Consider the following 15934-nt stretch of genomic DNA (forward strand, 5'->3'; position numbering starts at 1 on the left):
GAATGGGAGGCCGGCAGATCGATGCCGGCCTCGGCTGTCGTGTGTCAGCGCAGCAGCGGCGCGGACATCAGGCCCTTGTTGTTCCAGAGGTTGTTCAGGCCGCGCTCCAGCTTGATCGGGCTCTCGCTGCCGAGATTGCGCTCGAACATCTCGCCATAATTGCCGACGGCCTTGATCGCGTTGAGGGCCCAGGCGTTGTCGAGGCCGAGCTTGGCTCCGAATTCACCGGTCACGCCGAGCAGGCGCTGCACTTCCGGCGAGGTCGAACTCGCCTTCATCTGCTCGACATTGGCCTGGGTGATGCCGAGCTCCTCGGCGGCGATCAGGGCGTTCAGCGTCCAGGCGACGACGTCGCGGAAGCGGCTGTCGTCCTTGCGCACCACCGGGCCGATCGGCTCCATCGAGATCAGCTCCGGCAGCACGACCCACTCATCGGGCTTGCCGAGCTTGGAGACCGCGCCGGCGAGCGCGCTCAGCACATTGGCGTAGACGTCGCAGCGGCCGGAGGCGAGGTTCTTCTCGTTCTGGTCGCGGGTGTTCGCGGCGACGGGCGTGAACTTCATGCTGTTCTTGCGGAAGAAGTCGGCGAGGTTGAGCTCGTAGTTCGAGCCGGCCGAGACGCAGATCGAGGCGCCTTCGAGTTCCCTGGCGCTCTTCACCCCCAGCGACTTCTTCGCCAGGAAGCCCTGGCTGTCATAGAGATAGACGCCCGGCCATTCGACGTTGAGCTCGATGTCGCGGATGAAGGTGTGCGTCGCGGTGCGGGCGAGCAGGTCGATGCCGCCCGATTGCAGCGTCGCGAAGGCCGTCTTGATCTCGAGCGGCACGAACTTGATCTTGTCGGCGTCGCCAAGGGTCGCCGCCGCGACCGCACGGCAGAAATCGACCTCGAAGCCCGACCATTTGGCATTGCTGTCGAGCGTGCTCATGCCGGTCTGGACGCCGCTAGAGACGCCGCAGCTGAGGGCGCCGCGTCCCGCGATCGCCTTCTGGGTCGTCCCGCTTTCGGCAGAGGCCGCCGTCGCGGCGAGCATCAGGAAGCCCGCGGCCAGTGCCCCTGTATTGCGCAGATATCCGAGCATTCAGCCCTCCCCAATGCCTGTCGTGAGACGGGCGCGTAGCGTTGCGCCCGCTGCCGGTCAGACAACACGTAACATGTTAATTATCAAGTTAATTATCTGGCACGCACCGTGGCGGGACAGAAGGTCGCGCCTCCGGCGCCCGACCGGAACGGCGCCCGCCTGGGCGCCTCACTCGAAGAAGCAGCTCACCGTCCCGAGTGGGCCGTAATCGCCGATGATGGTGTCGCCGTGCCGGGCCTCGACCGGGCGGATGAAGGAGCCGGCGAGCACGATCTGCCCCGCCTCGATCCGCCCGCCATAGGCCGCGAGCCGGTTCGCCAGCCAGGCGATGCCGCGCGCCGGATGGTTCAGCACCCCGGCGCCGAGGCCGGTCTCCTCGACCTCGCCATTGCGCGACACGATCGCCCCGACCCAGCGCAGGTCGACCTGGTCCGGGCGCAGCGCCCGCCCGCCGGTGACGATGCCGGCATTGGCGGCGTTGTCGGAGATGGTGTCGACGATGGTGCGGGCCTGTCTGGTCTGCGGATCGACGCGCAGGATGCGGGTGTCGAGGATTTCGAGCGCCGGCACGACATAGTCAGTCGCGTTCAGCACGTCGAAGACGGTGACGTCCGGCCCCGCCAGGCCGGCCTTCATGACGAAGGCGATCTCGGCCTCGATACGCGGCTGGATGAAGCGGTCCTTCGGGATGCGGCAGCCATCCTCGAAGCGCATGTCGTCGAGCAGCACGCCGGAATCGGGCGTGTCGATATTGAGCGCGTACTGCATGGCCTTCGAGGTCAGCCCGATTTTCCAGCCGATGACGCGGCGGCCGGCGGCGCGCTTGCGCTCGACCCAGGCGCCCTGGAGCGCATAGGCGTCGTCCATGGTCATCTGCGGAAAGCGCAGCGACATCAACCCGGTCTGCTGGCGGGTCCGCTCGGCATCATCGAGGCTGCGGGCGGCGGCAGAGATCTCTTCGGAGGACAGCATCGTTCAGGCCTCGTCGGCGATGGTGTTGCGCAGCAGGCCGATCCCCTCGGCCTCGACCTCGACGACGTCGCCGGGCTTCAGCCAGATCGGCGGGTCGAAGCGGGCGCCGGCGCCGGTCGGCGTGCCGGTGATCAGGATGTCGCCAGGGACGAGCGTGGTGAAGGTCGAGATGTAGCTGATGATCTTCCGGAACGAGAAGATCATGCGGCTGGTCCGGTCGCTCTGGCGCAGCTCGCCATTGACCCGGGTCTCCAGCGCGATGTCGCCGATCTGAGCCTCTCCGGTGAAGGGTACCAACCAGGGCCCGAGCGAGCCGGAACGATCGAAGTTCTTGCCCTGGGTGACGTTGAACTTGGCGTGGCGCACCCAGTCGCGGATCGTCCCCTCGTTCGACAGGGTCAGCGCCGCGATGTGATCGAGGGCATCGCGCTCGGCGATGCGGCGCCCCGCCTTGCCGATCACGATCGCGATCTCGCCTTCATAGTCGAGCTGCACGCTCTCCGGCGGCCGGATCAGCGGCTGCCCGTGCGCGGTGAAGGAGCGCAGGAAACGCGGGAACAGCGAGGGATTGGGCGGAGCCTCCTGCCCGTCCTTGTACTCGGCATTGCGGTCGGGGAAGTTCACGCCGACGCAGATGATCTTCTCGGGAGCGAGCGAGGGAATCTCGTAGCGGAGGCCTTCGAGCGGGAGATCGGGCGCCAGCGCCGCCCCCTTTTCCGCCAGGATCGCGAAAGCCCGGTCGGCCAGGACATGCTGCAGCGTCGGCCATTGCACCCCGTACCGGGCGGACAGATCGACGACGCCTGCACCGACGACAAGGCCGTAACGTGTCTCGCCGCCATGGGCAAAACTAACGAATTTCGCGGTCAAGGATCGCTTCCTCATGAATGACGAAGACGATGGGCCGACAAGGCCGGGCATGTGCTGCCCGGCCCCTCGGAGCCTGCCGAACGGGAGCCCGGAAGCGTTACGCTCCCATCATCTAATTATCATGTTAAGCAATTTCCGACACATGCTGTCAACCCGCGTCGACGCTCGCCCCTGTGGCTTTATCGACCCTCGGAAACGAGGGTCGATCGGCTATCGTGGCGTCGCCACCAGAGTCTGCTTGAGAGTCTCGACCAATTGGTCGGCATTCTCACGCGAAAAGACCATCGGCGGACGGATCTTGAGCAGGTTGCGGCCGCCGCCAGTGATGCCGACAAGGACGCCGCGCTGCATCAGCCCCTCGATCAGCGCACGCGCCATCTCCGGAGCCACAGCCTGGCTCGCACGATCCCTGACGATCTCGACTCCGACGAACAGGCCGGTACCGCGGACATCGCCGATGCGCTCGTCCGCCTCCATCAGCTCGGCGAGTCGGCCGCGCAGATAGGCGCCGACATCAAGCGCGTTCTCCTGCAAGCCCTCGTCGCGCAGCACGTCGAGCACGGCGATGCCAGCGGCCGCGACAACCTGATTGCCGCCGAAGGTGTTGAAGTACCGCTCCGTCCTGAGGAAGCCTTCGACCAGTTCGCGGCGGGTGATGACGACGGCGAGCGGCAGGCCATTGCCCATAGGCTTCGCCATGGTGACGATATCCGGGGTGATCCCGGCATGCTGGAAGCCCCAGAAATGCGTGCCGGTGCGCCCGAGCGCCGACTGGACCTCGTCGGCGATGATCAGCGCGCCGGATTTGCGAACCTCGGCGATCGCCTCGTCGAGATAGCCGGCCGGCGGGCTGTAGAGGCCGTCGCTGGCGAAGACCGGACAGGCCAAGAGCGCCGCTGGCCGGTGCCCGCGCTCGGCGAGGCCGGCGATCGCCCTGCGATACTGCTCGGCATAGTCCGAGGCCGTCAGCTTCGGCGTCTTGTCGCCGACGCCGCGATGCTCGGGCGCCGGCACGGTCGCGACCCAGCTTTGCTGGCGCTCGGTGGGAATCGTCGAGGAATCGAGCGCGCCGATGATCGTCGAATTGCCATGGAAGGCCGAGCGGGTGATCAATGCGCCGCTGCCGCCGGAATTGGCCACGGCGATCCGCCAGGCGAGCTCGTTCGCCTCCGTCCCCGAGCAGACGAACATGCAGACCTTGAGCGGGTCCGGCATGGTCTCGGCCAGGCGCTCGGCATAGTCGACGATCAACTCGCTGGGATAGCGGGTGTTGGAGTTGAAGGTCGCGAGCTGGCGGCTCGCCGCCTCGACCACGCGCGGATGACAATGGCCGACATGCGGGACGTTGTTGTAGGCGTCGAGATAACGCTTGCCGCCCTGATCGGTCACCCAGACGCCCTCGCCGCGCACCGGCGCGAACGGGGCCTGGTAGAATTGCTTGTACATCGGCCCGAGCAGGCGGGCGCGGCGTTCCATCAGCGTGTCGTACATGGCGGGCTTCTTTCGGGGGAGAGCGTCAATGATTGCCGAGGCCAGCGGCCTCGGCGAGGCGAGCGTGGAGTTCGGCCGGGGACAGCGTGTCGCAGCGGGCGAGCGCTTCCCAGCCGAAGCGGCTGACATCGTCGCGATAGGAGGTGGTCGCGGCGGGATTGGCCTGGCGGCGCCAGGAGACGATGAGCTCACGGGTCACGAGCCGCGCCTGGATCAGTGCCGGCAGCACCGCGATCTCGTTGGCCTCCAGCGGCAGGACCCGGGCATAGCCCTTCACCACCTGCGCCATCGCGCTCGTGGGATCGGCCTCACGATAGAGCAGATGCGCGGCGGCGATCGTGACCTCGGCGACGCGGATCGTCCTGATCATGTCGCCGAAATCGATGATGCCAGAGACCGAACCGTCCTGCGGCCGCAGCAACAGGTTGTTCTGGTTGAGGTCGTTGTGGATGACCTGCCGGGGCAGCGCCGGCAGAAGCGGCGCGACGCGCTCGGCGAAGCGGTCGAGCACGCGCCCCGCCAGAGCCTTGCGCTGGTCGGTATCGAGGAAGGCGATCTTTTCGCGCAGGCTGGCGAAATGGACGAGGTCCCAGATGAAGGCCCGGTTCGCACCGGGATGATCGAAATCGGCCAGCGCCCGATCAAGCCGCGCCGCCAGCATGCCGATCTCGACGCGCTGGGCCCGTGAGAACGTGCTGCCGAGCGCAGGCTCGCCCGGCAGATAGGTCAGGACGCGCAGCAGATAGCGTTGGTTGCCACGCTCATGCGCAACGATCGTACTGCCATCGCGTGCCGCGACCACGCGCGGCACCGGCAGGGCCGGATCGGTCCGTGCCAGATGGGTGAGCGCCGCGTTCTGGAAGGCGAGTTCCTCCGCGCTATCGGAGTCGCCGCAAATCTTGAAGACGAAATCCCTGCCATCCGCACCGTGGACATGGAGGTTGAGATCGCGCTCGCCGCTGATCCGCGTGAACGAGCCGCTGATCCCGAAATGCTCGCGCAGCATCCCGGCCAGCTCGTCGCCGGCGAGCTGCGGCAGCGACGCCATCAGCGCATCATCCAGGGCGGGCGCAGCAAGCCCGCTCACGCCATCGCCTCCTGGAAGCCGGTCAGGAAGGCCGCGAGATTGGTCCCCAGCACCGGCGAGGGATAACCGCCCTCCTGGATGATCACGGTCGGGCGCCGCAAGCTGGCCAGACTCTCGCCCATGCGCCGGAAGCCCTCGGTCGTCACGGCGGTGCAGGCGAAGGGATCGGCCACCGAGGGATCGAGCCCGAGCGCGATCACCAGGACGTCGGGCGAAAAGGCCTTCGCCTGCTCGACCGCCTGCCTGACGGCAGCGAGATAGACCTCATCGTCCGCCCGCTCCGGAACCGGAAGGTTGAGGTTGAAGCCCTCGCCGGCGCCTTCACCGGTCTCGTCGGCATAGCCGGCATAGAACGGATAGACCGTCGCCGGGTCGGCATGGACGGAGATGGTCTGGACGTCGGCGCGATCATAGAACAGTGCCTGCGTGCCATTGCCGTGGTGCACGTCAATATCGAGGATGGTGACGCGCTCGACGTGATCGCGCGCCAATGTCGCCGCCAGCGCCGTATTGTTGAGGAAACAGTAGCCGCAGGCCTGGTCGCGATAGGCGTGATGCCCGGGCGGCCGGCACAGCGCATAGGCCGCTCCCTCGCCGTTCAGGACCCGCGTCGTCGCATCGATTGCCGTCGCACCGCTGGCGAGGATCGCGGACCAGCTGTCGGCAAGCAGCACGCTCGCCGCATCGGCGATGTAGTAGCCGGCCCGTCCGAGCAGGTCCTGCGGCAGCCGCCGCATATAGGCGTTGGGATGCAGGCTCGGCCGCAGTTCCTCGCTCGCCGGAAAGCGCTGCTTCCAGGCGGCGAAGCCGGTTTCGAGGAAGGCGAGATAGTCGGCATCATGAACGCGCCGGATCAGCGCGAGGTCGGCCGGTCCCGGCGCGACCACGGCTTCGGTACAGCTTTCGGCCGCTGCGAGCAGGGCGCGCGCCCGGTCCGGCACTTCCAGCGCCGAGGTGAGTGTGCCACCCGAAAGCCGGGTGCGCACGTGATGACCGTACTGGTCGGGATGGAAGATCGTCTTCATCTCAGGCAGTCCTCAAAGGCTCACTTCGCGATCAGCGCCTGGTAGCGCTCCTGCACGCGGGCGATGTTGTCGGCCCACCAGGCTGGCTGGAGCGGCGCCTGCCGATCCTTGTTCTGCGGCGAGGAATTAGCCTTCGCCAGCGCTTCGGCTGAGAACTGCTTCACGCCGAAGGCGCGCTCGTTGATCGGCCCGTAATAGGGCAGCACATCCGGGATGTTGGCCTGGATCTCGGGCGTGACCATCTGCGCGATCATGCGCTGGGCGGCGGCGGCATTGGCGGCGCCTTTGGGAATGCCGAAGCAGCCGAAGCCGAGCAGGGCCTGGTCATAAGTGAAGTCGACCGGTGCGCCATCGGCCAGCACGCTGGCGACCCGGCTGCCCCAGATCACGATCATGTCGACCTCGCCATCCTTCAGCAGCTGCGAGGCCTGGGCGCCCGATTGCCAGAACACGTCGATCGAAGGCTTCAGCTTCGCCAGCGAGGCCAGCGCCCGGTCGGCGTCGAGCGGATAGAGCTTGTCCTTGTCGACGCCGTCGGCGAGGAGGGCGACCTCCATGCTCTCCTGCGGATAGATGTGCATGGCCCGCCGGCCCGGAAACGCCTTCGCGTCCCAGAAATCCTTCCAGTTGCGCGGCGGCTTGTCCTTGTACTTGTCCTTCTGCCAGGCCAGCACGGTCGAGACGTAGTTGCTGCCGATATAGGCCGTTCCCCGCGCCTGCGGCGCGATGCCAGCCGTATCGATCTTCGAATAGTCGAGCGGCTCGAACAGCCCCTCGTTCTGGCCGCGAGCGCAATCGGCCTCGCCCAATTGCACTATGTCCCAGCCCGGCTTGCCGGACTGGACCTGCACCCTGACGCTGGCGAGGCCGCTATGGCTCTCCTCGCGCACGCGGACGCCGAGCTTCTTGCCGGCCGGGTCGAACAGCGCCTTGCGGACGCTGCCCTGATACTGCCCGCCGAACCCGGCGAAGGTGACGGAATCCTGCGCTGCGGCGATCTGCGCCGAGCCGATCAGCGCGGCGGCAGCGAACGCGAAATGCGACATCATCATGCCGGATGAAAACTGCGTCATGTTTCTCGTTCCCATGTGAAAACGGCGCCGCGCACGCGGACGGGCTGTCCGCATGCCGGCGCCGGTTCATCCGCTTCCTCGTGTCCATCCTTGCGGGAGGGACACCGCGAAATGCCTTGCGACGTTGATGAAAAGGCGGGTTCGGCCAGGCGCCTTAATCGGGCGCGTCCGGCCGGCTAGCTGGTCTCACATGCGATCACCATGACCGGACAATCCAGGGCTCCGGAAAGCTTGCGCGCCGCGGCGGCAGGGCCCGACATCGCCAGGCGGTCGAAAGGCGCGGATAGTCCCGCCTCGATGTCGACCACGACCGCACCGGGCGAGAAGCGCCTGATCGCCTCGCAAGCTTCGGCGAGCGCGGCATCGACGGTCTTCTCATCGGCTTCGCCCCCGAGGACGAGATTGAGATTGGCGCCGGCGGCATCCTCGCCGCCATGCTCGTCGGCATAGCCGGTGTAGAAGGGATAGCGCTGGCCCGGGTCGCCATGAACCGAGACGCAGAGCACGTCGGCACGCGACAGGAAGATCGACTGGGTCCCGCTCGCATGGTGCTCGCCGAGGCTGAGCACCGCGACACGCGGCAAGCTCTCGCGCAGATAGGACGCCGCTATCGCCGCATGGTTGAGATGGCAGCCATGCGCGGCCCGGCCGGCATAGGCGTGGCGCCCGCCGCCAGAACAGCGGGTGACGACCTGCCGCTCGCCCGCCGCGACGCGCAAGGCGCCGGCCATGACGTTTCGTGCCCCGGCAAAAGCGCTCGGCCAGGTCGAAGCCGAGACCGCCGTCAGCGTATCCGCGAGATAGAAGCCGGCGCGCGCCTCGATATGGGCGGGCAGGCGCATCCGATCGCAGCCAGGATGCAGCGTCGCCCTGATCTCAGCGCCTGACTTCTCCAGTGGCGCAAAGCGCAGGAACTCCAGATAGGAGGCCTCGTGCACACCCTGGATCGCGTATTGGCAGAGCGAGTCCAGCTCTGCCGCGTCCCTGTCGTCACGCTTCGAAACGGATCTCGCAGTCATCGCGCCGCTCCCTTTTCCGGCCGCTTCGCGATCTGGACGATGAGCAGCAGCACGATCGAGGCGACGACGAGCACCGAGGAGACCGCCGCCACCAGCGGATCGACCTGATCGCGGATGTTGGCGAACATCCGGCGCGGCAAGGTCGAGTTCTCGCCGCTGGAGATGTAGAGGGCGATCACCACCTCGTCGAAGGCAGCGACGAAGGCGAACAGCGCCCCGGCCGCGATCGAGCTCTTGATCTGCGGCACGGTCACGGTCAGGAACGCGTTCAACCGGGTCGCGCCGAGGCTGCGCGCCGCCCGCTCCAGATTGCCGTCGAAGGACTGCAGCCCGCTCGACACCGTCACCAGCACGAAGGGCAGCGCCAGCATGATGCCGACGAGCACGAGGCCAGTGACCGTGTTGTTGAGTCCGAGCTTGGCGAAGACGAAGAAGACGCCGATCGCGACCAGGATGTTCGGCACGATCATCGGCAGCAGGAAGGACAGGCGCAGCGGCTTGGTCAGTCGCTCCGGCATCTGCGAGAGCCCATAGGCTGCCGCGGTGCCGATCGGCGTCGCGATCAGCGTCGTCAGCCCGGCGACCCTGAGCGAGAGCCAGAGCGCATCCATCCACTCGGCGGAGTCGAAGAACTCGCGATACCAGCGCAGGCTCCAGGCTCGCGGCGGGAACTCGAGATAGTTCGAGGCCGAGAACGACATCGGCACGATCAGCACGCAGGGCACGATCAGGAAGGTGAAGATCAGCGCGCACAGGCCGTAGAGCCAGAGCCTCTGATAATGCCTGATCTGGGTGGCACTGGCGGCAGCGGTCAGCATCAGCGGCCCCCATAGAGCTTGTCGACGCGGAACACCTTGTTCAGCGCGGCGAGGATGGCGATTGTAACCACGAGCAGCAGCACGCCGAGCGCGCTCGCCGCGCCCCAGTTGCTGTAGGTCGAGACATTGGTGGCGATCTGCATCGACCACATGCTGACCCGCCCGCCGCCGAGCAGAGCCGGGGTCAGGTAGAAGCCGAGGCTCAGGATGAAGACGAGCACCGTGCCGGCGAACAGACCGGGGCGGCTGAGCGGGAAGAACACGTCCCAGAAGGCCCGCATCGGCGAGGCGCCGCAGCTCGACGCCGCCTTGAGATAATCGGTGTCGATGGTCTTCATGCTCGAATAGAGCGGCAGGATCATGAAGGGCAGCAGCACGTGCAGCATGCCAATCGTCGTGCCGATGAAATTGTTCACCAACGGGATCGGCTCGTTGATGATGCCGAGGCTAACGAGCCAGCTGTTGATCAGGCCTCGTCGCTGCAGCAGCACGAGCCAGGCATAGGTGCGCACCAGCACTGAGGTCCAGAATGGCAGGATCACGAAGATCATGCAGATCGCCGCCGCCCGCGGACTGAGCTGCGAGAGCAGATAGGCGACGGGATAGCCGAGCAGGATCGAGCCGAGCGTCACGATGCCGGCGATCTGGAAAGTCGTCACGAAGGTGATGACATAGACCGGCTGCGCCAGTCTTGCGTAGTTCTCGAGCGAGACGCCGCCATCCTTGCCGATGAAGGAGAGGACAAAGAGCCAGCCGACCGGAACGATCAGCAGGAGCCCGATGACGATGAGCCCAGGCACGGCGAGGAGCGCGAAGGACCAGGCTTCGCGCCGCTCGGCGCGGGCGAAATAGGACGCATCGGCGGTGCCTGGCGCGGCCGCTGCGACCATGCCGGTCATGGATCGCACCTCAGACATCGCCGCTGACCAGGATGCTGTCATTGCGGTGGACGTTGATGTGGATCGGCTGGCCGGGTGTCGGCACGAGGCCGCGATTGGCCTCCTGCGGCACCACTCGCACAGCGATGTTCTGGCCGTCCGGGAAACCGGCGATCACCAGCAGGCTGTCGCCCTGGAAGATCGTCTCGCGCGCCACGGCCGAGAAGGAGTTGACCTCTGCCTCCGGACCGGCGACTGGGCCGATCGCGAGCTTTTCCGGCCTTAGCGCTAGCCAGCTTTCGCGAGAGTTTGCCCCACCGGCTCCCGCATGATCGGGCAGGCGCAAGGGCGTGCCGAAGACGCTCGCGCCGCCGCTGCCGAGCTCGACCGGCAGGAAGGTCGTCTCCCCCACGAAATCGGCGACGAAGCGCGTCTTCGGCCGGTCATAGATCGCGCGCGGCGTGTCGAACTGGATCAGGGCGCCGTTGTTGATCACCGCGATCCGGTCCGACATGGTCAGCGCCTCGCGCTGGTCATGCGTCACGAACACCGTCGTCGTGTGCAGGCGCTCATGCAGATGGCGCAGCTCGATCTGCATCTGCTCGCGCAGTTTCTTGTCGAGCGCCGAAAGCGATTCGTCCATCAGCAGGATGCGCGGCTCGAAGATGATGGCCCGCGCCAGGGCGACGCGCTGCTTCTGCCCGCCCGAGAGCTTGTCGACAGGGCGATCGATGAACTGGCTCAACCTGACCATGTCGAGGGCGCCGCGCACCCTGGTCTCGATCTCGTTCCGCGAGAGGCGGCGGAGCTTCAGCGGATAGGCGACGTTCTCGAACACGTTCATGTGCGGGAACAGCGCATAGTTCTGGAAGACCAGGCCGATCTCGCGCTGGTGCGGCGGCCTCGTCAGCAACTCCTCGCCCGCGACCAGGATGCTGCCGCTGGTCGGGGTGACGAAGCCGGCAAGGACCTGCAGCAGCGTCGTCTTGCCCGAGCCGGACGGGCCGAGCAACGTGACGAATTCGCCGGGCGCGATGTCAAGATTGATGTCCTTGAGGGCTTCGAACGACCCGAACTTCTTCGAGAGCCCCCGGATCGAAACCGGGACCTTCATTGCAAGATCGCCGACTTGAAGGCCTCTTCCGCCTTGTCGCCGTTCTTGGCCCACCAGGCCGCGTCGATCAGCACCTGCTTGCTGGCGTTCTGCGGCGAGGAATTGGTCTTGGCGAGCTGTTCCGGCGTGAACTTGCGAACCTCATAGGCCTTGGTGTTCACCGGGCCGTAATTGTCCATCTTCTCGATGATATTGGCCTGGATCTCCGGCGAGACCATCGCCAGCGCGAGCGCCTTCGCCTTGGCGGCGTTCTTGGCGCCCTTGGGGACGGCGATGCAGCCATAGCCGAGCAGGCCCTGATCATAGCTGAACTGGACGGCACTGCCGTCCTCGATCACCGGCGAGACCCGGCTGCCATAGATCGCGATCAGGTCGACCTCGCCATCCTTGATCAGCTGTGTCGACTGGGCGCCCGTGGTCCAGAACACGCCGATCTGCGGCTTGAGGCGCTTGATCGCGGCAATGGCGCGCTCGACATCGAGCGGATAGAGCTTGTCCTTGGCAACCCCGTCGGCGAGCAGCGCGATCTCCAGCGTCTCCTGGGCGAGACCGGGGACGGCGCGGCGGCCCGGGAACGCCTTGGCGTCCCAGAAATCGGCCCAGGACTTCGGCGGCTGTTTCACCTTGTCGGTGCGCCAGGTCATGACCACGGAATAATAATTGGTCGCGACCCAGCTCTTGCCGCGCGCCGTGGCCGGGATCGCAGCATCGTCGAATTTTGAGAGATCGAGCGGCTCGAACAACCCCTCGCTCTCGCCGCGGGCGCATTCGTCGCCGCCGAGATGGACGAGGTCCCAGGCCGGCGCGCCCGACTGGACCTGAACCCGGATCGAGGGCAGGTCGCCATGGGTCTCGCTGCGGATCTTGACGCCGACCTGCTGGGCTGCGGGATTGACCAGCGCCGCATCGAAGCCTTTGCGCATCGCGCCGCCATAGCCGGCGACGGTCACGCTCTCCTGCGCGCTCGCAGCAGCCGGAAGCATCGCGGAAATCGCCGCGCCGACGATCATGGCGATCTGCCGGCGCCTTGCGCTGTCTGTCCTGTCGGTCATGTCCAACCCCTCGGATTTTGTTTTGCACGAGGTGACCGGAACGAAAAAAACCGGCGCTTTCGCCCCAGCCCTTGCGGGCCCGGAGAAAAAGCGCCGGTTCGAATTGTTCCCCTGGAGGCCCGTCACGAGGAGGGCGGCTCCAGCACAAATCACCTAGCCCATTTAGTACGCGCCGGAATTTCGTCCCTGTCAACCGCTCCGTCGCGAACGTCGTTTCACCCCTTGTCAGCTGGTGGGTGAGTGTGAGAGCCGTCAGGCCAAGCAAGCACGAACCGGGGAATCGCCATGGCCGACGTCAAGACCGTTCTGGTGAGCGGCTACTCCGCCGCTCCCAAGGGCACCAGCATGTTCGAGGAGTTCAAGCATGCCGGCGTCGTGCTCGAGATCGACCCGGCGACCAACGTCATCATGGCGGTCGACGCCACCTTCGTGACGCAACTGGCGCGTTCGTTCTACTCGCGCTTGATCGTCGGCTACGACGTCAGCAACGGCATGGCGCCGCTGGAGCGGCTGATCTCCACGGCCGTGCACACGCCGTCGCGCGAGGCGCTGATCGTCGCCACGCGCGCCGCCGTGCAGCGCTATTTCCAGATCCGCGACAATCGCGGCTGAGCTAAAGCAATTCCAGCAGAAGTGTGGAGCGGTTCTGCGTCCGGAATTGCGTAAAAACAAAGAGATAGCGGTCTTTCGGCAAGATCTGTTCGCCGAAAGACCGCGCGGCCGCCCTCAGGCGGCCTTGTCCAGCGCGATGCCCTTCGTCGCCAGCAGGTCGAGGCCGAGGCCGAGCGCTTTGGTGAAGCGGTCGACGGCGTTGTCGATACCCTCGGGCGTAATGATCAGCGGCGGCGTCATGATCAGGGTGTCGCCGAGCGCCCGCACGATCAGGCCGTTCTCGAAGGCGAGACGCTGGATCTCCAGGCCGAACTTCAGCGAGGGATCGAAGGCCTGCCGCGTCGCCTTGGAGCGGACGAGCTCGATTCCCCACATCAGGCCGACGCCGCGGACCTCGCCGACCAGCGGATGGTCGAGCAGGGCCTTGAGACGCCCTTCCAGCTGGGCTCCCAGCACCTGGGCGCCAGCGATCAGCCCGCGCTCCTCATAAAGCGTCAGCGCCTCCAGGCCGACCGCACAGGCAATCGGGTGGCCGCCATAGGTGTAGCCATGGCCGAACACGCCGATCTTGTCGCCCTGCTCCTTCATCGCCTGGTAGATCGGCTCCGACAGCAGCAAGGCCGAGAGCGGCTGATAGGCCGCGGTCAGCGCCTTGGCGCTGCTGATCATGTCAGGCTTGAGGTCGTAGGTCTGCGTGCCCCACCAATTGCCGGTGCGCCCGAAGCCGGTGATGACCTCGTCGACGACGAAGAGGACCTCGTATTTCCGCAGGATCGCCTGGACCTTCTCGTAATAGCCCTTCGGCGGCACGACGCAGCCGCCCGTACCCATCACCGGCTCGGCGAAGAAGGCGGCGACCGTCTCCGGCCCTTCCGCCAGGATCAAATCCTCGATCTCCTTGGCGAGGCGGTCGGCGAAGGCTTCCTCGCTCTCGCCCGGCAAGCCTTCCCGATAGAAATGCGGGCAGGTGACATGCAGGAAACCGTCCAGCGGCAGGTTGAAGTCGCGGTGGATGTGCGGCAGCCCGGTCAGGCTGGCGCTGGCGATCGAGGTGCCGTGATAGGCGCGCTTGCGGGCGATGATCTTGCGCTTCTGCGGCTTGCCGATCGCGTGGAAATAATACCAGGCCAGCTTCACCGCGGTGTCGTTGGCTTCCGAGCCCGAGCTCTGGAACAGCACCTTCGACATCGGCACCGGCGCGATCTCGATCAGGCGCTCGGACAGCGCGATCGCCGGCTCCGAGGTCCGGTGCGCGAAGTTCTGGTAATAGGGCAGCGCCGCGAACTGCTTCGCTGCGGCTTCTGCCAGCCGGTTCTCGCTGAAGCCGAGCGCCGCGCACCACAGGCCGGCCATGGCTTCGAGATAGCGGTTGCCAGCATCGTCATAGACATGAAAACCCTCGCCGCGGGAGATGATCGTCGGGCCGATCTTCTCATGCAGCGAGAAATTCGTCTGCGGATGGAGCTGGTAGGCGATGTCTCTGGCGTGATTGGAATTGGCGATCATGGCGCACCTCGCATGCCGGCTCAAGGCAGCCGAAAACCGCCTCGCATCCGCGCAAAATTTTCGGGAAGAGCCGGTTCGATCGCTTGTCTGGGCAGCCGTCGAAGCAGCCCATCGCCAATCGCCTGACAGCGTCGAAAATGCCTGCGGCCACGGTGCTTGTCAAACCGGTTGGCGCGCATCCGCCATGCCCTGATGCAGGAGGAAGCGGCTGCTCGTACATCGATAAGCACGCCAAATTTCGCCACTTGACGGCGCGCCGGCCACGGGCATAGACCTGAAAGCAGCTAGGAGATTTGTGCCCCGACGCCCTTCAAGGCAGCGGGACCACAGCAAATCGGACCGGCACACGCAGGAGCGGAAACCCCGCTCGTCCGTGTGCCGGTTTTTTTTTGGACTGACGCCATGACCGATGCGGTTGTCATCTGCGAATGCTTTGCCCGCGACGGGCTGCAGCATGAGCCTGTCTTCCTGCCGAGCGAGCAGAAGATCGCGCTGATCGACGCCTTCACCGCCGTCGGCTTCCAGCGGATCGAGGCGACCTCCTATTCCAATCCCAAGGTGGTGCCGGCTTTCGCTGACGCGAGCGACGTCCTCGCCGGCATCCGGCGCAAGGACGGGGTCTTCTACAAGGCGACCTGCCCCAATCCGCGCGCTGTCGCCCGCGCCATCGCCGATTCGCAAGCCGGCTACGGACCAAATGAAATCAGCCTGCTGGTCTCGGCGACCGAGGCGCATAGCGAGCGCAATCTCAAGAGCTCGCGAGCTGGGCAATGGGCCAATGTCGAGGCGATGGTCGCCGCCGCGCAGGGCCGTTTTCGCCTGATCGGCACGATCTCGGTCGCCTTCGGCTGTCCGTTCGAGGGTCGGGTCGATGCCGCGACCGTCATCGCCGACGCCGCCAGGTTCGCAGCGCTCGGAGTCCGCCACGTCACGCTCGGCGACACCACCGGCCTCGCCACGCCGCACACCGCCAAGGCCCTGTTCCAGGCCGTCGCCGCGGCCGTGCCGGAGCTGACGCTGATCGCGCATTTCCACAACACCCGCGGCACCGGCCTCGCCAATTGCTTCGCCGCTTACGAGGCCGGCGTCCGCAATTTCGACAGTGCCTTTGGCGGCATCGGCGGCCATCCGGCCCAGCTCGTCTATGGCGGCGGCTTCACCGGCAATGTCGCGACCGAGGACCTCGTCAACATGCTCGAGGCGATGGGCGTTTCGACCGGACTCAACCTCACCGCCCTGATCGAGACCGCGCATCGCTGCGAGGAAGTGCTCGGTCGCCAGCTCCATTCGATGGTCGCCCGCTCCGGGCTCGGCCTCGTCGCCTGATCCGAAAGA

At 66.1% G+C, this 15934-nt stretch carries 15 protein-coding genes; 2 read left to right on the forward strand and 13 right to left on the reverse strand.

Translation table 11 applies throughout. The features are described 5' to 3' along the window. Nucleotides 1–44: 44 nt before the first annotated feature. From GV161_RS08310 to GV161_RS08365, 12 genes are all read right to left on the reverse strand, one after another. Entirely contained in the window at nt 45–1082 is a 1038-nt protein-coding gene (locus GV161_RS08310) for an amino acid ABC transporter substrate-binding protein (RefSeq protein WP_152015159.1), read from the reverse strand. A gap of 168 nt (nt 1083–1250) precedes the next feature. Continuing rightward, entirely contained in the window at nt 1251–2054 is an 804-nt protein-coding gene (gene hpaH, locus GV161_RS08315; RefSeq protein WP_152015158.1) for a 2-oxo-hept-4-ene-1,7-dioate hydratase, read from the reverse strand. A gap of 3 nt (nt 2055–2057) precedes the next feature. Continuing rightward, the gene (locus GV161_RS08320; RefSeq protein WP_244624128.1) at nt 2058–2924 is read right to left on the reverse strand and encodes a fumarylacetoacetate hydrolase family protein; all 867 of its coding nucleotides are present in this window, start codon (nt 2922–2924) and stop codon (nt 2058–2060) included. A gap of 210 nt (nt 2925–3134) precedes the next feature. Beyond that, nucleotides 3135–4415 carry an aminotransferase class III-fold pyridoxal phosphate-dependent enzyme gene (locus GV161_RS08325; protein WP_244624127.1) on the reverse strand — a complete coding sequence of 427 codons (1281 nt, stop codon included), beginning with the start codon at nt 4413–4415 and terminating at the stop codon, nt 3135–3137. A 25-nt stretch (nt 4416–4440) separates the two neighbouring features. Then, nucleotides 4441–5502 carry a phosphotransferase gene (locus GV161_RS08330; RefSeq protein WP_152015156.1) on the reverse strand — a complete coding sequence of 354 codons (1062 nt, stop codon included), beginning with the start codon at nt 5500–5502 and terminating at the stop codon, nt 4441–4443. Continuing rightward, nucleotides 5499–6527, reverse strand: a complete 1029-nt coding sequence (locus GV161_RS08335) for a histone deacetylase family protein (RefSeq protein WP_152015155.1) — start codon at nt 6525–6527, stop codon at nt 5499–5501. The genes GV161_RS08330 and GV161_RS08335 overlap by 4 nt, the downstream gene beginning before the upstream one ends. A gap of 20 nt (nt 6528–6547) precedes the next feature. Then, nucleotides 6548–7600 carry an ABC transporter substrate-binding protein gene (locus GV161_RS08340; protein ID WP_159650194.1) on the reverse strand — a complete coding sequence of 351 codons (1053 nt, stop codon included), beginning with the start codon at nt 7598–7600 and terminating at the stop codon, nt 6548–6550. A 176-nt stretch (nt 7601–7776) separates the two neighbouring features. Further along, nucleotides 7777–8619, reverse strand: coding sequence for a hypothetical protein (locus tag GV161_RS08345; RefSeq protein ID WP_152015153.1), 843 nt, complete (start codon nt 8617–8619; stop codon nt 7777–7779). Continuing rightward, entirely contained in the window at nt 8616–9437 is an 822-nt protein-coding gene (locus tag GV161_RS08350; RefSeq protein ID WP_152015152.1) for an ABC transporter permease, read from the reverse strand. Before GV161_RS08350 ends, GV161_RS08345 begins: the two co-directional genes overlap by 4 nt. Next, a complete protein-coding gene (locus GV161_RS08355; RefSeq protein ID WP_152015151.1) occupies nt 9437–10336 on the reverse strand; it encodes an ABC transporter permease in 900 nt (299 codons plus the stop codon). The genes GV161_RS08350 and GV161_RS08355 overlap by 1 nt, the downstream gene beginning before the upstream one ends. Before the next feature lie 10 nt (nt 10337–10346). Continuing rightward, complete coding sequence (locus GV161_RS08360; protein ID WP_152015150.1) at nt 10347–11429, reverse strand: ABC transporter ATP-binding protein; 1083 nt, start codon at nt 11427–11429, stop codon at nt 10347–10349. Then, the gene (locus GV161_RS08365; protein WP_152015149.1) at nt 11426–12481 is read right to left on the reverse strand and encodes an ABC transporter substrate-binding protein; all 1056 of its coding nucleotides are present in this window, start codon (nt 12479–12481) and stop codon (nt 11426–11428) included. The genes GV161_RS08360 and GV161_RS08365 overlap by 4 nt, the downstream gene beginning before the upstream one ends. Before the next feature lie 285 nt (nt 12482–12766). On the opposite strand from GV161_RS08365, the gene GV161_RS08370 reads away from it, so the two are divergent. Further along, entirely contained in the window at nt 12767–13093 is a 327-nt protein-coding gene (locus tag GV161_RS08370) for a DUF3870 domain-containing protein (protein WP_152015148.1), read from the forward strand. Nucleotides 13094–13207: 114 nt separating this feature from the next. Here the strand turns inward: GV161_RS08370 and GV161_RS08375 are convergent, their stop codons facing one another. Further along, nucleotides 13208–14599, reverse strand: coding sequence for an aminotransferase (locus GV161_RS08375; protein WP_152015147.1), 1392 nt, complete (start codon nt 14597–14599; stop codon nt 13208–13210). A 402-nt stretch (nt 14600–15001) separates the two neighbouring features. On the opposite strand from GV161_RS08375, the gene GV161_RS08380 reads away from it, so the two are divergent. Then, nucleotides 15002–15925, forward strand: a complete 924-nt coding sequence (locus tag GV161_RS08380) for a hydroxymethylglutaryl-CoA lyase (RefSeq protein WP_152015146.1) — start codon at nt 15002–15004, stop codon at nt 15923–15925. Nucleotides 15926–15934 lie beyond the last annotated feature (9 nt).

This window comes from Bosea sp. 29B, from assembly GCF_902506165.1.
Classification (GTDB): domain Bacteria; phylum Pseudomonadota; class Alphaproteobacteria; order Rhizobiales; family Beijerinckiaceae; genus Allobosea.